Here is a 16,621-nt window from a genome sequence, read left to right as displayed (position 1 = left end):
GGCCGTGTCAGTCCGAGTAAGTCCATTCCAGTCTAGCCCGGCCCGCTTCTAGTACAGCTTTTGGCACCGTGGGCAATGCGTCGAAGTTCTTCCCGCGATCTGCGCTGCTTTTAGCGCCATGCCGCAGGCCGGGCAGGGCTTGCCTTTCTTGCCGTAGACCGCAAAACTGTCCTGGAAGATGCCGCTTTTGCCGTAGGCGTTGCGGTAGTCGCTGATGGTGCTGCCTCCGGCGGCGATGGCCTCAAGCAGGATGCGGCGCAGTTCGGTGCAGAGCAGGACCAGCTTTGCGCGCGGTATGTGCGCGGCAACGCTGGCCGGATGGATGCGGGCCGCAAAAAGGGATTCATCGGCGTAGATGTTGCCGATTCCGGCCAGGACGGTCTGATTGAGAAGCAGGCTCTTCACTCCGGCACGGCGCACACCAAGGCGCACCGCCAGTTCCTCGGCGGAACTCTCCAGGGGTTCGGGGCCGAGGCTGCTGTAAAAGCTCCAGGCCTCAAAATCCTGCGGGCCAAATATCCCGAAAAATCCGAAGCGCCGCGTATCCTCGAAGATCAGGCGGTCATGACCTTCAAGGCCGCAGACAAGATGTGTGTGTTTGGGCAGTTCCCGATCCGGGTGCGCGACCCAGACCCGTCCGGTCATTTTGAGGTGAAAGGCCAGGCACTCGTCATTGTCCAGATGGGCGAGAAGAAGCTTGGCCCGGCGCGAGACATGGGTGATGGTTCTGCCCGGCAGGGAATCGGGGTTCCCGGCCCGCAGCACGCTTGGCGTCAGAAGATGGACCTTGCAGATGCGACGCCCCTGGACCAGAGCGTGCAGTCCGCGGGCGATGGTTTCGACTTCGGGCAGTTCAGGCATCAGTCTTGAGGGGCGGTCAGGGGGATGGTCAGGTTTACGGTCTGTCCGGCACGCTTGACGGTGAGTTCCAGCGGTTTGTTTTGACGGGAGGCGGCCATGGCCGCGAAGTGCAGGTCCATGGCCTCGGTCAGGGGGCGCCCTGCGGCCGCGATCAGTACATCGCCGACCATCAGCCCGGCCGAATCGGCCTTTGAGCCGGGTTCCACACTCTCAATGCGCATGGCTTTTTCTTCGAAAAGGATGTTCATGCCGAGGCGGCTTTTGTGCTGGGCCGCGCAGTGGAAATAGACCTGCTCCGCGGGCATGGGGCGCTGGGACGCATCGGTTTGGGCCCTGAAATCCTCCCCGTCGCGCACGGGCATGACAGAGAGACATGTCGCATTGGGGTCCAGGGTTCGCAGCCGGTACTCAATGCCCCAGCTGTGCTCCACATGTCCGCTTCCGGCCAGGATCAGCATGGGCCGGGCCAGCCGTTCCTTCCAGGCCAGGGCCTGCTCGGCCATCATGGAATCCCACAACGCCTGCACGAGGTAGAATTTTTCGGCCATGCTCCTCATGGAGGGAGCCTGGCGGGGCATGGCTTTGGATGCCTTGGTTCCCTCGGCTTGCGCGTCCTTGGGCGCGGCGTCCGGCGTGCTGGCCGTACGCATGCTCTGATGCAGTCCTACCTGCATCTCAAGGGCCGCCTTCTGAGCCGGGCTGGCAGGGATGATCCTGCGCGGCAGGGCGTTCCTGTCGGTCTCGCTCAAGGCCTCGTTGCCTTTGTCCCGGAATGTGACCAGCGTTTGTCTCGGGACGTTCAGGCCGATTACGGGGAGGTCGAATTTCTCGGCCAATTCGAAAATGGGTTTATAGAGAGCGTAGGAGTAGCCCCAGGTTTTATCCCAGTCCACCTTTTCGCCCAGATCGGCGGCAGTGATGCGCCGGGAGTTGAATTCGTCCAGCACAGTCTGCTTCGTGACCGGCAGCATTTCAAGACCGATGGAAAAGCGTTGTCCGCTTTGCGCCAGAGTTTCGATGAGGCGCGCCTGGACGGTGTGGTCGCAGGGATTGGTGTGGCTTTCTCCAATGAGAATGAAGTCGGCGTGGCTGGTCCGTCTCACGACTTCGGCGTCGGTCAGGGGCTCGGCTTCGGCCGAGAGAAAAGATCCCGGCGGCGGGGATACCCATGGGGGAGTCACCGCCGCCGGCTTTGCGCATCCGGCAAGCATTGCCAGAAGCACGGGGAGGATGAGGCGGCTCATCAATCCCAATTGCGCTTGTCCTCGATGAACCGGATCTGCGGAGGCAGGGTGCCGGGGGTGAGGATCTTCAGGGCCGGCCGGATCTTGATCTTCTCGCGGAACATGTGCAGCAGCTCCTCTTCCCGCTTGAAGCCGGAGGTCTCGATCAGCAGCGTCATCTCGTCGATGCCGCCTGGGTTGGTGACCTCGATCTGCCATCTCTTGATCTCCTCGAAGCTCGAGATGACCTGTTCGACCTGGTGCGGGTACACGAACATGCCCTTGATGCGGGCGGTCGTGTCCACGCGGCCGACAATGGTGCCGAGGCGCGGGGAAGTGCGGCCGCAGGGGCAGGACGCGCGGTCGATGTAGGAAAGATCGCCCGTGGCCAGACGGATCAGCGGGTAGGTCTTGTTGAAGGCCGTGACCACGATCTCGCCCACTTCGCCGTCCTTGAGCGGAATGCCCGTGTCGGGGTGGCAGATCTCCACGTAGGCGCGGTTGGCGATGTGCAGGCCGTTCTTGTGGAAGCATTCGTAGCCGATGCAGCCCACGTCGGCGGTGCCGTAGCCCTGACGCATGATCAGGTCGAACTTCTTTTCAAGGGTGGAACGCAGCTTCTCGGAGAATTTTTCGCCTGTGACGAAGGCCACTTCCAGGTACAGGTCCTTGCGCAGGTTGAGCCCCTTTTCCTCGCCCTTCTGGGCCAGGTGCATGAGGTAGCTCGGCGTGCCTACGTAGCCGGTGACGCGCAGCTTTTTCATGATGTCGAGCTGGCTTCCGGTGTTGCCGGGGCCCGTGGGCACCACGGCGCAGCTCAGCTGCCTGAGGGGTTCCTCAAACATGAGGCCGGCCGGGGTCATGTGATAGTTGAAGGTGTTCTGGACCAGATCGCCGGAGCGAAAGCCCGCGGCGTAGAAGCTCTCGGTCCAGCCCCAGTAGTCGTCCCCTCTGTCCTCGGGGTCGAAGATGGGACCGGGGGACAGGAAGACGCGGCGCAGCTCGCCAAGGTCCTTGGTCAAGAGGCCACCCAGGCGCGGGCCCATGGACTGCAGGAAGATGAGTTCCTTTTTCTTGAGGATCGGGACATGTTTGAGGTCGATGAGGTCGCGGAATTTTTCCACGGAAAACTGTGCGCGGTCAAAACGCTTTTTCACGTCCTCGGAATATCTATACGCATAAGAGAGCAGCTCTTTGAGCTGGATCTGGTAGTATTTCTGGCGTTCCGTGGCATCCAGAACTTCGCGTCGGCTGAAAATGCCTTCAGTGCGATCCTTGCGGGTCATCAGCACTCCTCCTTGCGGTGGCAGGGTCCGGCCGTGGGGTCGGGGTTAAAGGATGAAAAAAAGTCTTATACAGGAACAAAAAAAGGATTTGCAAGTGGGTACCTGCAAATCCTTGAAATAGAAGACGAATTAATGAATGATCAATCTTCGGTCAAAGGCTCCTGCGGCATGTCTTCCGGCTGTGACCCTTGTGGTTCAACGGTTTCGGCCGTGTCAAGCTGGGCAAAGGTGCGGGCGAAGACCAAAAAGCCGGTATGGGCAACCATGCGGTCTTCGGGGCGCAGGCGTTCGGGTACGGGCTTGTAGTGGCGCAGAAAGATCTCCACCACCTCGATCTGTCGGAAGGGCCCTTCCTGCAGGGATTTCAGGAGATCCTGGACCTGATTTGTGGTCGGCAGCAGGAAGCCGACAGGCGCGCCGGGAACGACCGCGTTTGGAATATGATGGATATAGTCGCAGGGTTCGCGCACATCCAGAAAGAGGGCGTCGGCGGCGTGAGGCTGGAAGCCCTCGGCGATGTCGTGATGAAACTGTTCCACGCGGTGAGAGAGGCCGATGCGTTCCAGGTTCTGGCGGCAAAGGGTGTAGAATTCTTCGCGGCGTTCGTAGGTGTAGACCTTGCCCGTGTCGCCGACCAGCCAGGCCAGAGCCGTGGTCAGACCGCCGGAACCGCAGCCGGCCTCGACGATGCGGCAACCGGGGCCAATGCCCAGCTTCATGACGATGTAGCCGATTTCCTTGGGGTAAATGATCTGGGTGCGGCGTTTTACCGACTTGACCAGATCGTAGAGGGTGGGGCGCATGACGGTGAAGGGATAGCCCTTGTGCGTCATGACCTGCTGTCCCCAGCCTGCGGCACGGACTTCGTCAAGGTGCAGAAGTCCTTCATTTGTATGCATTACCTGCCCTTCCTGGGCAGTAACAAAATATCGCTTGTCGTTTGCGTTGAGCAGCATTACCAGCTGTCCCGGTTCGAGCATGTGGCCTCCTGTAAAGTGCGTAGGCGGGAGTAGCCATGGCATAATGGTATGTCAAGCAGCGCGCCTGGTTCTGAATATGGTTTTTCTTGCTATAGCGCCGTTGGCCGGGTAGAGAACATCCTTGATACTCGGCGTGCTGTGCATCCGGCAAAGTCCGGTCATTGTCCTGTTTCCATCGCCACGCGCATCGGGTTCACAAATTTTTTCCGGTTTTCTGATACGCAAATTTTTCATTTTTTCCCGGCTCGGCCGGAAACTTTTTTCATTTGAGGATACGTATGGGCGAGAAGCAAAAGCGCAAGATGTTCATCAGCGTGCTGCCTGGTGAACAGGTGGAAGTGGCCATCATGGAAGATGGCGTGGTGTGCGAATATTATGTCGAGATGCTCCATCAGAGCAAGACCAAGGGCAACATCTACAAGGGCAAGATCCACAACGTCGATCAGGCCCTGCAGGCCGCCTTCATCAATTACGGGTCGGAAAAGAACGGATTCCTGCAGGTCGACGAAGTTCATCCCGAATACTATCAGGGCGACGTACCCAGCCGTGGCAAGTATCCGCCCCTGCAGAAGGTGTTGAAGCCCGGCCAGGAAGTGCTGGTGCAGGTGGTCAAGGAACCTACCGGCTCCAAGGGTGCATTTCTGACCACATATCTGTCCATCCCCGGCCGCTATTTTGTGCTCACCCCCGGCCGCGAGCAGCTCGGCATTTCCCGCAAGATCGAAGACGAGAAGGAACGCGATCGTCTCAAAGAGGTCGTCGAGGAGCTCAAGCTCGACGAAGGCCTCGGAGTCATCGTGCGCACGGTCAGCGAAGCTCAGAGCAAGAGCAGCCTGTCCCGCGACCTGCAGTTTCTGAAGCGCTTGTGGAAGGACATCCGCAAGAAAGGCATCTCCTCCGAGTCCCCGGCAGTTATCTATGAGGAAAAGGATCTGGCCTTTCGGGCCATCCGCGACTACCTCACCCCCGACATCGCCGAGTGTTGGGTGGATGACGAAGAGACCGCAAGGCAGATCACGGATTTCGCCGCCCTTATCTTTCCCCGCCGCAAGACGTTCATCAAGGTCCATTCCGAGACCGAGCGGACCCTTTACGAGCGTTTTCGCATCGAGGCGCAGCTGCAGAAGATTTTCAGCCGCAACGTCAATCTGCCCAGCGGCGGACAGCTGGTCATCGATCACACCGAGGCCCTGACCGCCATCGACATCAACTCCGGAAAGATCGGCGGAGAAAAGAATTTCAAGGAGATGGCCCTGCGGACCAACATCGAGGCCGCGCAGGAGATCCCCAACCAGCTCATGCTGCGCGACATAGGCGGCCAGATAGTGGTCGACTTCATCGAGATGAAGGACGGAAAGCACATCCGCGAGGTGGAAAAGGTTCTGCGCCAGGCCCTCAAGGTCGATCGTGCGCGCACGGACATAGGCCGTATCTCCAAATTCGGTCTGCTCGAGATCGTCCGCCAGCGTCTTGGCACCTCGGCCCTCTCGGGGAGTCTGGAACCTTGTCCGCACTGCTCCGGAGCCGGCACCCGCCGCAACCTGGAATGGCGCTCCATGCAGGCCCTCAAGGATATCTACCGTGAACTGCGCAAGGACAAGAGCTCCGAGCCGTTCACCTACATGACGGACGCGGATCTCATGCAGTACCTTGTCAACCGCAAGCGGGAAAAGCTCATGGAGTTTGAGCAGACATTTGGTCGCAAGATCTTCGTCATGCCCACGGAAACGCCCAACTGCGCATTTTGCTAGGTCCCTTCATGAAGATTCTGGTTCACATCTGCTGTGGGCCTTGCGCCATCACGCCTGTCCGGGCCTTGCTTGAGGCCGGGATGGGTGTGACGGGTTTATATTACAATCCAAATATTCACCCTCTGCAGGAATACCTGCGTCGCCGGGAAGGCGTGGTCCAGATGGCCGAACGTCTGGAGATCCCGGTCATCTTCAAGGATGATGAGTACGACCCCAAAGACTATTTCAGAGCCGTGACCTATCGCGAGCCGAACCGCTGTCTGCCCTGCTATTCCCTGCGGCTGGAGCGGACCCTGTCCATCGCCCGGCGCGGCGGCTTCGATGCGTTTACCTCCACGCTTCTTTACAGCAAGTTCCAGAAGCACGAACAGATCCGGTCCCTGGGCCATGATCTGGCCGAGGGGTCGGGAGTGGAATTTCATTATCAGGACTTTCGTTCCGGATGGTCGGAGGGCATTGCCCTGTCGAAGGACTGGGGGATGTACCGGCAGCAGTACTGCGGGTGTCTTTACAGCGAATTCGAGCGTTACTCCTCGGAACTGGGCAAGCGCGTCTAGCTCATGCTGCTTTACGTCCACGTGCCCTTTTGCGTGCGCAAATGCAGTTACTGCGCTTTCCATTCCGGTCCGTTTTCCAGGGAGGCCGCAGAGCTTTACCTGCGTCAGGTACTGCAGGAAATGGAGGGCTGGGGGCGTAGCCTCGGCCGGGTCAGGCTTGAGTCGGTGTATTTCGGAGGCGGGACTCCGTCGCTTCTGGAGCCCGGCCAGATCGAGGCCCTGCTGCTGGCGGCCGATACCTGTTTTGACCTTGATGGCGACGCCGAAATTACGCTGGAGGCCAACCCGGATTCGGTGCTTCGGCCCGGATTTCTGGGCAGTGTGCGCAGTCTCGGAGTGAACAGGATCAGCCTCGGGGTGCAGAGCCTGCAGGATGACCTGCTGGCGATGCTCGGGCGTCCCCACGACAGCGCGCAGGCGCGTCTGGCCGTGCACGCCGCGAGGGCCGCCGGCTTCTCGAATCTGAGCATTGACCTGATCTGGGGGGTGCCTGGCCAGACCCTTGATCGCTGGATGGATGATCTGGTCGGGGCCGTGGAGTTGGCGCCTGAACATCTTTCCTGCTATGGGCTGAGTCTGGAAGAGGGTACGGCTCTGACCCGAAAGGTCGAGCAGGGGGCGTTGGTCCTGCCGGACGAAGAGGCTGGAGCCCGGATGTACCTGGAAGGGTCGGAATTTCTGGAATCGAGCGGATATGCTCATTACGAAATTTCAAACCATGCCCGTCCGGGCCGTGAGAGCCGCCACAATCAGGGCTATTGGGCGGGAATGGAGTATCTGGGACTTGGCCCGGCCGCGGTTTCTACCATCAAGGGCCGCAGGTGGTCGAATCCCTCAGCTCTCGACGAGTACGCCAAGGTTGTGGCCAAGGGCGAAGCGCGAGAAGAGATGGAGGTTTTGTCGGCGCAGACGCGCTGGCAGGAAATGGTCATGCTGACTCTGCGCACGGGCGACGGGCTTGACCTGGAAAAATTTAAGGCAACGACCGGAACGGAATTTCCGTGGCGCCACCCGGCTGTCGAGCAATTGCGCTCCAGCGGGTTGGTTCGCCTCCGGGCCGGTCATCTTCAACTGACACGTAAGGGCATGCTGGTCAGCAATTCCGTCATCGAAATGGTGCTTGGAATTCTGGATCGCATGCACGCAGAAACTGTGTAGGACACTTATGACAGACACCACTGATTTTGGTGATGCCCCACGCGAGGGCTCCCAAACCGAGAATTTCGAAGTAAAGGCATTTTCCATGGCCGACCTGCCGCAGACCCTGCAGGCTGCCGCGACCCGCCTGAAGTGGGCCGAACTCATGCCGGTGCAGGTGCAAACCATTCCGCACATGCTTGGCGGACAGGACGTCATGGTCCAGTCCCAGACCGGCAGCGGGAAGACAGGGGCCTTTTTGCTGCCCATTCTGGACCGCATCGACACGGGCATTGGCGCGCCGCAGGCCCTGGTTCTGGTTCCCACCCGTGAATTGGCCGTGCAGGTCACCCGCGATGCCGAGGAACTGGGCCGGGAGATAGGCATTAAGCCCCTCTCCATCTACGGAGGCGTGGGCTACAAGGGCCAGATCCAGGGGCTCGAAGACGGGGCGCAGCTCATTATCGGCACGCCCGGCCGCATCCTCGATCACCTGCTCAAGGGAAACCTCAATCTGGACCGGCTGAAGATTCTGGTCTTCGATGAAGCCGACCGCATGCTGTCCATGGGTTTTTATCCGGACATGAAGCAGCTCCAGCGTTACCTGCCGCGCGGGCTGCAGTCGACCATGTTTTCGGCAACCTATCCGGGGCACGTGAAGCGTCTGGCCCAGCAGTTCCTGAAGGATCCGCTCTTCGTATCCCTGAGCCAGTCCCAAGTGCACGTTAGCGATGTCCTGCATGTGGTCTACAAGGTTCCGGCCATGCAGAAGAGCCGCATCCTGGTCAAGATCATCGAGCAGGAGAATCCGGCCTCGGCCATAATCTTCTGTAACACCAAGGCGGACGTGCATTTCGTCTCCACGGTGCTCAGGCGGTTCGGGTACGATGTGGGCGAAATCAGCGCCGACTTGACCCAGGCTGCGCGGGAAGAGGTGCTCGAGAAGCTGCGCCTGAACAAGCTCAAGTTCCTGGTGGCCACGGACGTGGCCGCGCGAGGCATCGACATCCACGAACTCTCCCACGTCTTCCAGTACCAGCCGCCCCAGGACCACGAGGCCTATGTGCACCGCACCGGACGCACGGGGCGGGCCGGGGCCGCAGGGGTCGCCATTTCCTTTGTGTCGGGCATGGAAGAGATCGAGCTTGAGCAGATCGCCAAGAAATTCTCCATCCCGATGATCGAACAGCCCCTACCCGCCGACGAGGAACTCGAAGCGCTCATCTCTCAGCGTGCCGTGTTCCTGCTTGAAGCCCGTCTGCGCAAGGCTGACAATATTCAAAAGGAACGCATGCAGCGCTTCATGCGTACCGTGGGCGAGCTTGCAGCCAATGAGGAATCCCGGGCGCTTCTGGCCATGCTGGTGGACGAATTCTACCAGGATACCTTTCACGCCCCGCTGGAACAGCCCTCGGAAAAGCTGGTCGACATGGTGCGTCCCGCCAGACCCCAATCCCGGCCTGTCCAGCCTGCAGCGCCCAGAGCACCGAGATTGCCTGCTCCCCGGCCGGAATTCCGGGACGAAAACATTCAGGCCGAGCCGCTCGGGGATGAAGCCGCCTTGCCGGCCGAAGCCGTAAGGCCCGAAGGCGAGAAGCGCCGGCGCAAACGTTCCCGCAAAAAGCCGGCTGGTGCGCCTGAAGCAGCCTTGCGTGATCAGGTCCGTACCGAAAAATCATTGGAGGCGTCCGGCGCTGGGCAGACTTCAACCAAGCCTGTGGCGGCATCTGAACCTGCAGAGTCCAGCGCACCGGCAGCGGCCCCCGCTCCTGAAGCAGTCCCTGCACCGACGGCTGCTCCCGAGCCTGTCGCCGCGCCCGTGGTCTCCTCGCCGGAGGTTCGCCCGGAAAGGAGCCCGGCTCCCCGGACTCCCCGGCCGCCGAAGCCCGTCGAGCAGGCTGCGCCCGCTCGGGTCGAGCCCAGGGATGAGGTCCCGGAAGGCGAGTCCCGGACGCCTGCAGCGCCCGCTGAGGGTGTGGCCGGAGAGGAGCAGCCGACGGCCGCGCCCAAGAAGCGTCGTCGCCGTCGTCCCCGCAAGTCCACAGGGGCAAAGCCCGAGGGCGGCAATGAAGCCGTGGCAGACGCGGGCACGTCCGCCGGGACTTCCGCTGCTGCGCCAAGCGCGGCTCCCGCTCCGGCAGCCCCCGCGCAGGCGCAACGTCAGCCGCGTGCAGAGTCCAGGCCCAAACCTGCGGAGGCTCCCGCTGAAGGTAGCGCATCGGGAAGCAGGGAGCCTCGTCCCCGCAAGAAACCGTCCGAGACCAAGGCCGAGCCGCCAAGGCCCAAGAAAAAGATATTCCTTGAATGAACGAAGCCCCGGCCAAGTGCCGGGGCTTTCTTTTGTCGGAGTGCACGGTCGGCGTGACAGGATGCCTGCGAGCGGCCGCCCCGCGAGGCTTTGGGTTGGGTGTCGACGAGAATCTCAAATTCGCGTAATTGACTTATGATGTTGTCTGCGATGACCAAGCGGACATTGCCGCATTTGCGGCCGAAGAATCCGGATTATTAGAGATGGTTCATGCATGGGCGGGAGGGATCATGTCAGAAGAGCGACGCAAACGATGCCGGGTCAGCCTTGAATTTCCGCTGACAATAGCCTTTGAGGGCAAGAGGGTTCGGGGCAAGGTTCACGATTTAAGCCTGAAGGGCCTCGCCTGTTCAACGGAGGAGTGGATTCTGCCGGGCAAGGAATGCGACATCACTCTGGAGCTTGAGTCCGGATTGCGCATGCACATCCATGGGCGGATCATCCGTGCCGGACAGGACGGGGCCATTGACTTCATCCGCATGGATGAGGCGAGCTTTGGCCATCTGCGCAATCTGGTCCGGCTTTACGCAGAAGACGCGGATGTGGTCGACGAGGAGTTGCGACGTCCTGCGTTCAAACCGGAAGAGGAGCCTTTTCCAGAGTGAGCAGGGTCTTTTTCAGTTCGATTCCGGGACCGAATCCGCCAAGTCCCAGATTTCCCGCCAGCACACGATGGCAGGGATAAAGCAGGGGCCACGGGTTTCTGGCCATGACCCCGCCAACGGCTCGCGCCGCCCGGGGTGAGCCGCAGCGGGCGGCCAACTGCCCGTAGGTAGTGAAGCTTCCCCGGGGCGTATGCAGGCGCAGGTTGTCCAGGACCTTCAGGGTGAACGGGCTCAGGTTGCGCCTGTCCAGGGGCAATTCCGGCCATTCATCGGCGTCGAGGCTCGCGAATTTGGCCACTATCCGTTCCAATGCACGTCCATGAGGTGATCTGGGCGGGGTGGCGACCTTGAGTTCCGCACTCAGGTCTGTTTGGGCCAGAAGGCCGTTCTTCCAGACGAAAGTGACTGAGAACCACTGGTTTACAAAGGTCTCTGAAAAATCATCCATGTTTTTTCCGCTTCTTTAGGGGTTCATCCATTCCGGGCGTTTTAGCCCCAGAGCCTTGCCTTGCCATGTGTCCGTATCATGCAGGAGCTGGCTGACCGCGTTCAGGTACGCGGTTTTTTTGTCAGCCCATGACGGGGCTATCAGTTCGTCTTGCTCGGGATCGCTGTTGATGCGGTGCACGACGATATCCTGCCGCAGCAGGGCGATTCCGCGCACGAGCCAGGTCTGGGATTCTTCCTGCGAGAGCAGCTCGATCTTTCCGGCCCGCCAGGCTGATTCCAGCGGCGTGTCCCGGCAGATGTACAGATTATGTATTTTAATGCCGGACACGGGCAGGCTGTTGACAAAGAGAATGGTTTGTTCGAAGTCCGCCAAATTCTCGCCCGGCAAACCGGTGATGACATGGGCGCAGACCTTGATCCCCCGCTCGGCGGCTTTTCGGGTCCAGGTTGCAAAGCACGCTGCGTCATGCCTGCGGTTGATGCGAATCAGAGTGCTGTCTTGGGCAGACTGAAGCCCCAGGTCCAGCCAGATTTCCTCGAAGGGCGCATTCTGCAGGATGTCCAGTTTTTCCTCGTCGAGGCAGTCCGGCCGGGTGCCGATGGCCAAACCGACGAGATCCGGCACCTCCGCCAGTTCCTGCAGCAGCGTTCGCAATCGCGCGACGGGGCCGTGGGTGTTGGAGAATGACTGGAGATATCCCAGAAATCGGGTGCCCGTGTCGCGGTCCCTGGACAACTCCCGGTACGCGAAATACTGGTCGCGCAGGGACATGCCGGTTTCGGCAAGGCCGGTTCCGGTCCCTTTCTGATTGCAGAACGCGCAGCCGCTCCAGGCCAGGGTGCCATCCCGGTTTGGGCACGAACTGCCGGCGTCCAGCGGTATTTTGCGGATTCGCTGCCCGAAGCGTTGTTTGAAATAGAGCGAGAGGCGATAGAATCTGTAAGGTGACATGCTTGGTATGATTGAGGTTTGTGCATGGCCGCAGCGCGGGTTGCCTGCGCGTTGAAATTCGGATAGACAGTGCGGCTCATTACACATCTTTTTTGGGATCGTTCCATCCGTGTCCCGCTGTGGTCCGTGCTCTGGAACGGGCGACGCTTTTCCAGCCTACCGCGCTGAACATGATAAAAGAGGAACTATATGTCCAGGATTTTGGATAAGATTTTGGGGTTCTTTTCGAACGATCTGGCGATCGATCTCGGCACCGCGAACACCTGCGTTTACGTCAAGGGCAAGGGGATCGTCCTGCGGGAGCCTTCCGTGGTCGCCGTCAAGCGCGACAATAGGGGCAACAACAAGGTTTTGGCCGTTGGCAGCGAAGCCAAGCGGATGCTCGGCCGCACCCCCGGCAACATCGTGGCCATTCGTCCCATGAAGGACGGGGTCATCGCCGATTTCGAAGTCACGGAAGCTATGCTGCGCCACTTCATATCCAAGGTGCACAACAGCCGTCGGCTGGTCCGGCCACGCATTGTCATCTGCGTGCCCACCGGAATCACCCAGGTCGAAAAGCGTGCCGTCCGCGAATCCGCCCAGAGCGCCGGGGCGCGTGAGGTCTTTCTGATCGAGGAGCCCATGGCTGCGGCCATCGGAGCGGATCTGCCCATCACCGAGCCGACCTCGAACATGGTCGTCGATATCGGCCATTTCCCTGGCGGGCATCGTCTATTCCAAGTCCGTGCGCATCGGCGGCGACAAGATGGACGAGGCGATTCTTCAGCACGTCAAGCGCAAATACAACATGCTCATCGGCGAGAGTTCCGCCGAGGATATCAAGATGACCATTGGCTCCGCGTACCCCCTGGATCCGGAGTTGGTCATGGACGTCAAGGGCCGCGACCTGGTTTCCGGCATTCCCCAGAACATTACCATCACCTCGGAAGAGGTCCGCAAGGCCATTTCCGAACCCGTCGACTCCATCGTGCAGGCGGTGCGCATAGCTCTGGAGCAGACTCCGCCGGAACTGGCGGCGGACATCGTCGACCGGGGCATCGTGCTGACCGGCGGCGGCGCTCTCTTGAAGGGTCTCGACAGCCTGCTCCGCGAGGAAACCTCACTGCCCATCACCGTGGTCGATGATCCGCTGTCCACCGTGGCACTGGGCTCCGGCAAGGTCTTGGACAATCTGGACGTCCTGCGCGAGGTAACCATCGAGTAGAGTGATGTCCCCTCGCTTCAAACGTCTGGTCCTGTTTTTCTTCCTTCCCCTGTTCCTCTATTTTTCCATGTACACATGGAACTGGAAGACGGGTTACCTCGATCGCCTGGCCGCTTTGACCGGGCTGGAGTTGACCGGATGGGTCCTGGCCCCGGGGAGATGGCTGCAGAACAACGTCGATGAATTCTGGTCGCGCTACGTCTATCTGGTCGGCGTTCGCCAGGAGAACGAGGACCTGGTCCTGCGGGTGCGGGAGCTCGAACAGGAGCTGACCCGCGTTTCCGAAAAGGCCAAGTCCGCAGATCGCCTGACTTCCCTTTTGCGTTTCAGCCCCGAGGCCTCCTGGGAAATGCGGGGGGGGCGGGTCATCGGACAAAAACTCGGTCCCAACGCCATTCTGGAAACCATACTTGTCGATGTGGGCATGCGTCACGGCGTGGGAGTCAATGATCCGGTCATCTCGCCCAAGGGCGTTGTCGGAAGAATCGCCAAGCCGGGACTTCATTTTTCTTCCGTGGTGCTGCTGTCCGATCCTTCCAGCCGGATTCCGGTCATCACCAGCGAGGGGCGTGTCCCGGCCATCGTGCAGGGACAGGGGGCCGGTGCGTTTCTTGAAGTGAAGTTCATCCCCCGCAACGATCCGGTCAGCCCCGGCGAGATATTGCTCAGTTCCGGGCTGGGCGGTGTTTTTCCCAAGGGCATCCCCGTGGCCCGGGTGGTGGAAGTGACTCCGGCGGATGTATCCCTTTTTCAGCGGGTTTACGCTGAGCCCCTTCTTGCCCTGCGCTATTACGAGGAACTGCTGGTCCTGAGCCGGACGGATGGATTCGACGCAGGCCAGCCCTTCATGGCGCCAGAGACCAATGCGTCCTCTCACGAAGCTCCCAAGGCGAAAGAAAAGAGTTCTGAAGAAAAGCCCGTTGCAAAGCCCTCTGCAGCCGCCCCGTCTGTGACACCTCCTCCCGTTTCGGAGCCCTCCACCGTAACACGGCACCCGGTGCGCAAGAAGCCGTGAGACTCTCAGCCGCGCATTCCCCGACTTCACGAAAGGGTCAAATTCCCGCAGTCATCTGGTGGACAGACTTTCTGATCATCGCCCTTTGGGCGCAGGAACTGTCCGGCGGACTCGACTTTCTCTCTCCAGGCGTGCTTATCTGCCTGCAGTCCGGGCAGTGGTGGACCGCGCTCTGGATGGGTGCGCTGTGGGTCCTTGTCCAGGAAGGGGGCGGGAATCTGGTTTTTGGCGTCAGCATTCTTTTTTATGCCGGAATGTTGGTGTTTTTCATGCTTTCGAAATGGCTCCTTGAGCCGGAGAATCCTCTTTTCATCATTCTGTTTTCCCTTTTGCTGGCCTGCTGGTCATGGGTGGTGCTGAGCGGGGCAATCAGTTTTCAGGAATTGCCCCCCCGGATCTATTCGCCCTGGTCCTGGGTTGCCAGGCAGTGGGTCGCGTATGTGTTTTTCTGGGGTGCAGCCCTGTTCATTTACAGATGCGGAGGCAGAAGTGGGCGCGTTTAATTCACCGGAACGGCCTCAGATATTTTCCGGTCCACCGCTGCTGCTCGTGCTCCTGGTGATCCTTTTTTGCATTTTCGGTATCCGGCTTTGGTATCTGCAAATCTACAAGAGCGAGTTCTATCAGGGGCGCGCCCAGGAGAACAGAACCAGGCAGAGCACCATGTTTTCCCCAAGAGGCATTATTCGGGACCGCACCGGAGTGCTGCTGGCGGAAAACAATCCCGCCTACGCCCTGGCGCTGGTGCGCGAGGACTGCCCGGACATTCCCAAGACTCTGGACCAGATCAGTCGCTGGACCGGGCAGCCCCGGGACGAACTGCAAAAGGCCTTTGAGATCGGCCGCAAGCGGGTCAAGCATTTCGATGAGCAGGTCATCGTGCCCAACATACCGTTCGAGCTGGTGGCCTTGGTCGAGGCACATCGGGAGGACTGGCCCGGGCTTGTCATCGCGGTGCGACCCAAGCGTTCGTATGCTCACGGGGAAACCCTGGCTCATGTGCTGGGATATGTGGCCCGGGCCAATGAAGAAGAGCTCAACAACGACCCGGATCTGCAGTTGGGTGACAACGTGGGCAAGCAGGGCGTGGAGTTGATGCTCGAACGCCGGTTGCGCGGGACCAAGGGGCTGCAGGAATTTGAAGTCGATGCCTCCGGGCGGGTGCTGTCCTCAAGGATTGTTTCCTCTCCGGTCATGGGCGAAGATCTGAACTTGAGCATCTCCCTGCCCTTGCAGGAGGTCGCGATCAAGGCTCTGGACGGCCGGGCCGGTTCGGTCGTGGCCATGGATGCCGACACGGGTGAGGTGCTGGCATTGGTCAGCCTGCCCAGCTACGACCCCAACGAGTTTGTCGTGGGCATCAGCCACGCCAAATGGAAGGAGCTGCTCGAAGATCCGTTGCATCCTCTGCAGAACCGTCCGGTACAAAGCGCCTATCCGCCAGGCTCGATATTCAAGCTCGCGGTGGGGGGGCTAGGGCTTGAGAGCAGAACGTTCAAGCCTTCCACGACCGTGTTTTGTCCCGGCAGCTACAAGCTCGGCCAACGCGTCTTTCGATGCTGGAACAAAGGCGGCCATGGGACTGTCGATTTCAAGAAGTCGCTGCGCGAGTCCTGCGATGTCTATTATTATCATCTGGGTGAAAAACTTGGTGTGGAAGCGATAAGCGACTTTGCGACCCAGTGCGGATTTGGCGTCAAGACAGGCATTGAACTCCCTCATGAGCGAACGGGCAACATGCCCACACCGGAATGGAAGCTGAACCGCTTCGGTGAGAAATGGCAGGGCGGCGAGACCTTGAACTTCGCCATTGGTCAGGGATACACGCTGACCACCCCGTTGCAGATTGCCCGGTTTGTCGCGGCGTTGGCCGGCGACGGGAAAATTCTGCGGCCGACGCTCCTTCTGTCAAAGGAGCCTGAGGTTACGGGAGACCTGCCCATGAGTCCCGCGACCAGGAAACTGGTTCTCGATGCTATGGTGGCCACGGTGGAGGAGGACAGGGGCACTGCCCGGGTTCTTCGTCGCCCCGGTCTGAGGATCGGTGGCAAGACCGGCACGGCCCAAGTTGTGAAACTGCAGGAAAAATACGAAAAGAAAACGACCCAGGAGATTCCTTACAAATACAGGGATCACGCTTGGATGGCCTGTTTTGGTGAAAAGGACGGGAAGCGTTTTGTGGTCGTATCCATGGTGGAACATGGCGGACATGGGGGCTCCGATGCGGGGCCAGTGGCCGGGGCAGTGCTCGATGTGCTTCTGGACGTGCAGCCAGGCGACTGACCAGGA

The 16,621-nt window shown here is 60.1% G+C and carries 14 protein-coding genes and 1 pseudogene; 9 read left to right on the top strand and 6 right to left on the bottom strand.

All coding sequences use genetic code 11. The features are described from left to right. Window positions 1-48 precede the first annotated feature (48 nt). From CVU60_11710 to CVU60_11695, 4 genes are all read right to left on the bottom strand, one after another. The gene (locus CVU60_11710; GenBank protein PKN41394.1) at window positions 49-861 is read right to left on the bottom strand and encodes a DNA-formamidopyrimidine glycosylase; all 813 of its coding nucleotides are present in this window, start codon (window positions 859-861) and stop codon (window positions 49-51) included. Next, window positions 861-2,105, bottom strand: coding sequence for an iron-regulated protein (locus CVU60_11705; GenBank protein ID PKN41393.1), 1,245 nt, complete (start codon window positions 2,103-2,105; stop codon window positions 861-863). The genes CVU60_11710 and CVU60_11705 overlap by 1 nt, the downstream gene beginning before the upstream one ends. Continuing rightward, window positions 2,105-3,370 carry a phenylacetate--CoA ligase gene (locus CVU60_11700; GenBank protein PKN41392.1) on the bottom strand — a complete coding sequence of 422 codons (1,266 nt, stop codon included), beginning with the start codon at window positions 3,368-3,370 and terminating at the stop codon, window positions 2,105-2,107. Before CVU60_11700 ends, CVU60_11705 begins: the two co-directional genes overlap by 1 nt. Before the next feature lie 140 nt (window positions 3,371-3,510). Beyond that, window positions 3,511-4,350, bottom strand: a complete 840-nt coding sequence (locus CVU60_11695; GenBank protein PKN41391.1) for a tRNA (adenine-N1)-methyltransferase — start codon at window positions 4,348-4,350, stop codon at window positions 3,511-3,513. A gap of 272 nt (window positions 4,351-4,622) precedes the next feature. On the opposite strand from CVU60_11695, the gene CVU60_11690 reads away from it, so the two are divergent. The 5 genes from CVU60_11690 (at window position 4,623) to CVU60_11670 (ending at window position 10,708) form a co-directional block, all read left to right on the top strand. Beyond that, window positions 4,623-6,101, top strand: coding sequence for a ribonuclease (locus CVU60_11690; protein PKN41425.1), 1,479 nt, complete (start codon window positions 4,623-4,625; stop codon window positions 6,099-6,101). Between the two features lie 8 nt (window positions 6,102-6,109). Next, complete coding sequence (locus tag CVU60_11685; GenBank protein PKN41390.1) at window positions 6,110-6,658, top strand: hypothetical protein; 549 nt, start codon at window positions 6,110-6,112, stop codon at window positions 6,656-6,658. A 3-nt stretch (window positions 6,659-6,661) separates the two neighbouring features. Continuing rightward, on the top strand, window positions 6,662-7,816 hold the full coding sequence (locus tag CVU60_11680) for a coproporphyrinogen III oxidase (protein PKN41389.1): 1,155 nt from the start codon (window positions 6,662-6,664) through the stop codon (window positions 7,814-7,816). A gap of 7 nt (window positions 7,817-7,823) precedes the next feature. Beyond that, window positions 7,824-10,103 (top strand): DEAD/DEAH box helicase, encoded by a 2,280-nt coding sequence (locus CVU60_11675; GenBank protein ID PKN41388.1) that lies wholly within the window; start codon window positions 7,824-7,826, stop codon window positions 10,101-10,103. Window positions 10,104-10,306: 203 nt separating this feature from the next. Continuing rightward, window positions 10,307-10,708: a PilZ domain-containing protein gene (locus CVU60_11670; protein PKN41387.1), complete on the top strand. Its 402-nt coding sequence runs from the start codon at window positions 10,307-10,309 to the stop codon at window positions 10,706-10,708. Here CVU60_11670 and CVU60_11665 read toward each other — a convergent pair. Both CVU60_11665 and CVU60_11660 read right to left on the bottom strand, forming a co-directional pair. After that, window positions 10,677-11,156 (bottom strand): cysteine methyltransferase, encoded by a 480-nt coding sequence (locus tag CVU60_11665; protein PKN41386.1) that lies wholly within the window; start codon window positions 11,154-11,156, stop codon window positions 10,677-10,679. The genes CVU60_11670 and CVU60_11665 overlap by 32 nt on opposite strands. 15 nt (window positions 11,157-11,171) lie before the next feature. Continuing rightward, the gene (locus tag CVU60_11660) at window positions 11,172-12,110 is read right to left on the bottom strand and encodes a TIGR01212 family radical SAM protein (GenBank protein ID PKN41385.1); all 939 of its coding nucleotides are present in this window, start codon (window positions 12,108-12,110) and stop codon (window positions 11,172-11,174) included. A gap of 189 nt (window positions 12,111-12,299) precedes the next feature. On the opposite strand from CVU60_11660, the pseudogene CVU60_11655 reads away from it, so the two are divergent. The 4 genes and pseudogenes from CVU60_11655 (at window position 12,300) to mrdA (ending at window position 16,615) form a co-directional block, all read left to right on the top strand. Further along, window positions 12,300-13,317: pseudogene (locus tag CVU60_11655) on the top strand (rod shape-determining protein). Window positions 13,318-13,321: 4 nt separating this feature from the next. Continuing rightward, window positions 13,322-14,332 carry a Rod shape-determining protein MreC gene (locus CVU60_11650; protein PKN41384.1) on the top strand — a complete coding sequence of 337 codons (1,011 nt, stop codon included), beginning with the start codon at window positions 13,322-13,324 and terminating at the stop codon, window positions 14,330-14,332. Further along, entirely contained in the window at window positions 14,329-14,835 is a 507-nt protein-coding gene (locus tag CVU60_11645) for a hypothetical protein (GenBank protein PKN41383.1), read from the top strand. The genes CVU60_11650 and CVU60_11645 overlap by 4 nt, the downstream gene beginning before the upstream one ends. After that, complete coding sequence (mrdA, locus tag CVU60_11640) at window positions 14,822-16,615, top strand: penicillin-binding protein 2 (GenBank protein ID PKN41382.1); 1,794 nt, start codon at window positions 14,822-14,824, stop codon at window positions 16,613-16,615. The genes CVU60_11645 and mrdA overlap by 14 nt, the downstream gene beginning before the upstream one ends. The last annotated feature ends 6 nt before the right edge of the window (window positions 16,616-16,621 follow it).

It is taken from the genome of Deltaproteobacteria bacterium HGW-Deltaproteobacteria-18 (genome assembly GCA_002841885.1).
Taxonomy (GTDB): domain Bacteria; phylum Desulfobacterota; class Desulfovibrionia; order Desulfovibrionales; family Desulfomicrobiaceae; genus Desulfomicrobium.
Note: the sequence above shows the minus strand (reverse complement) of the source record. Positions and strands in the feature narration are given on the sequence as shown.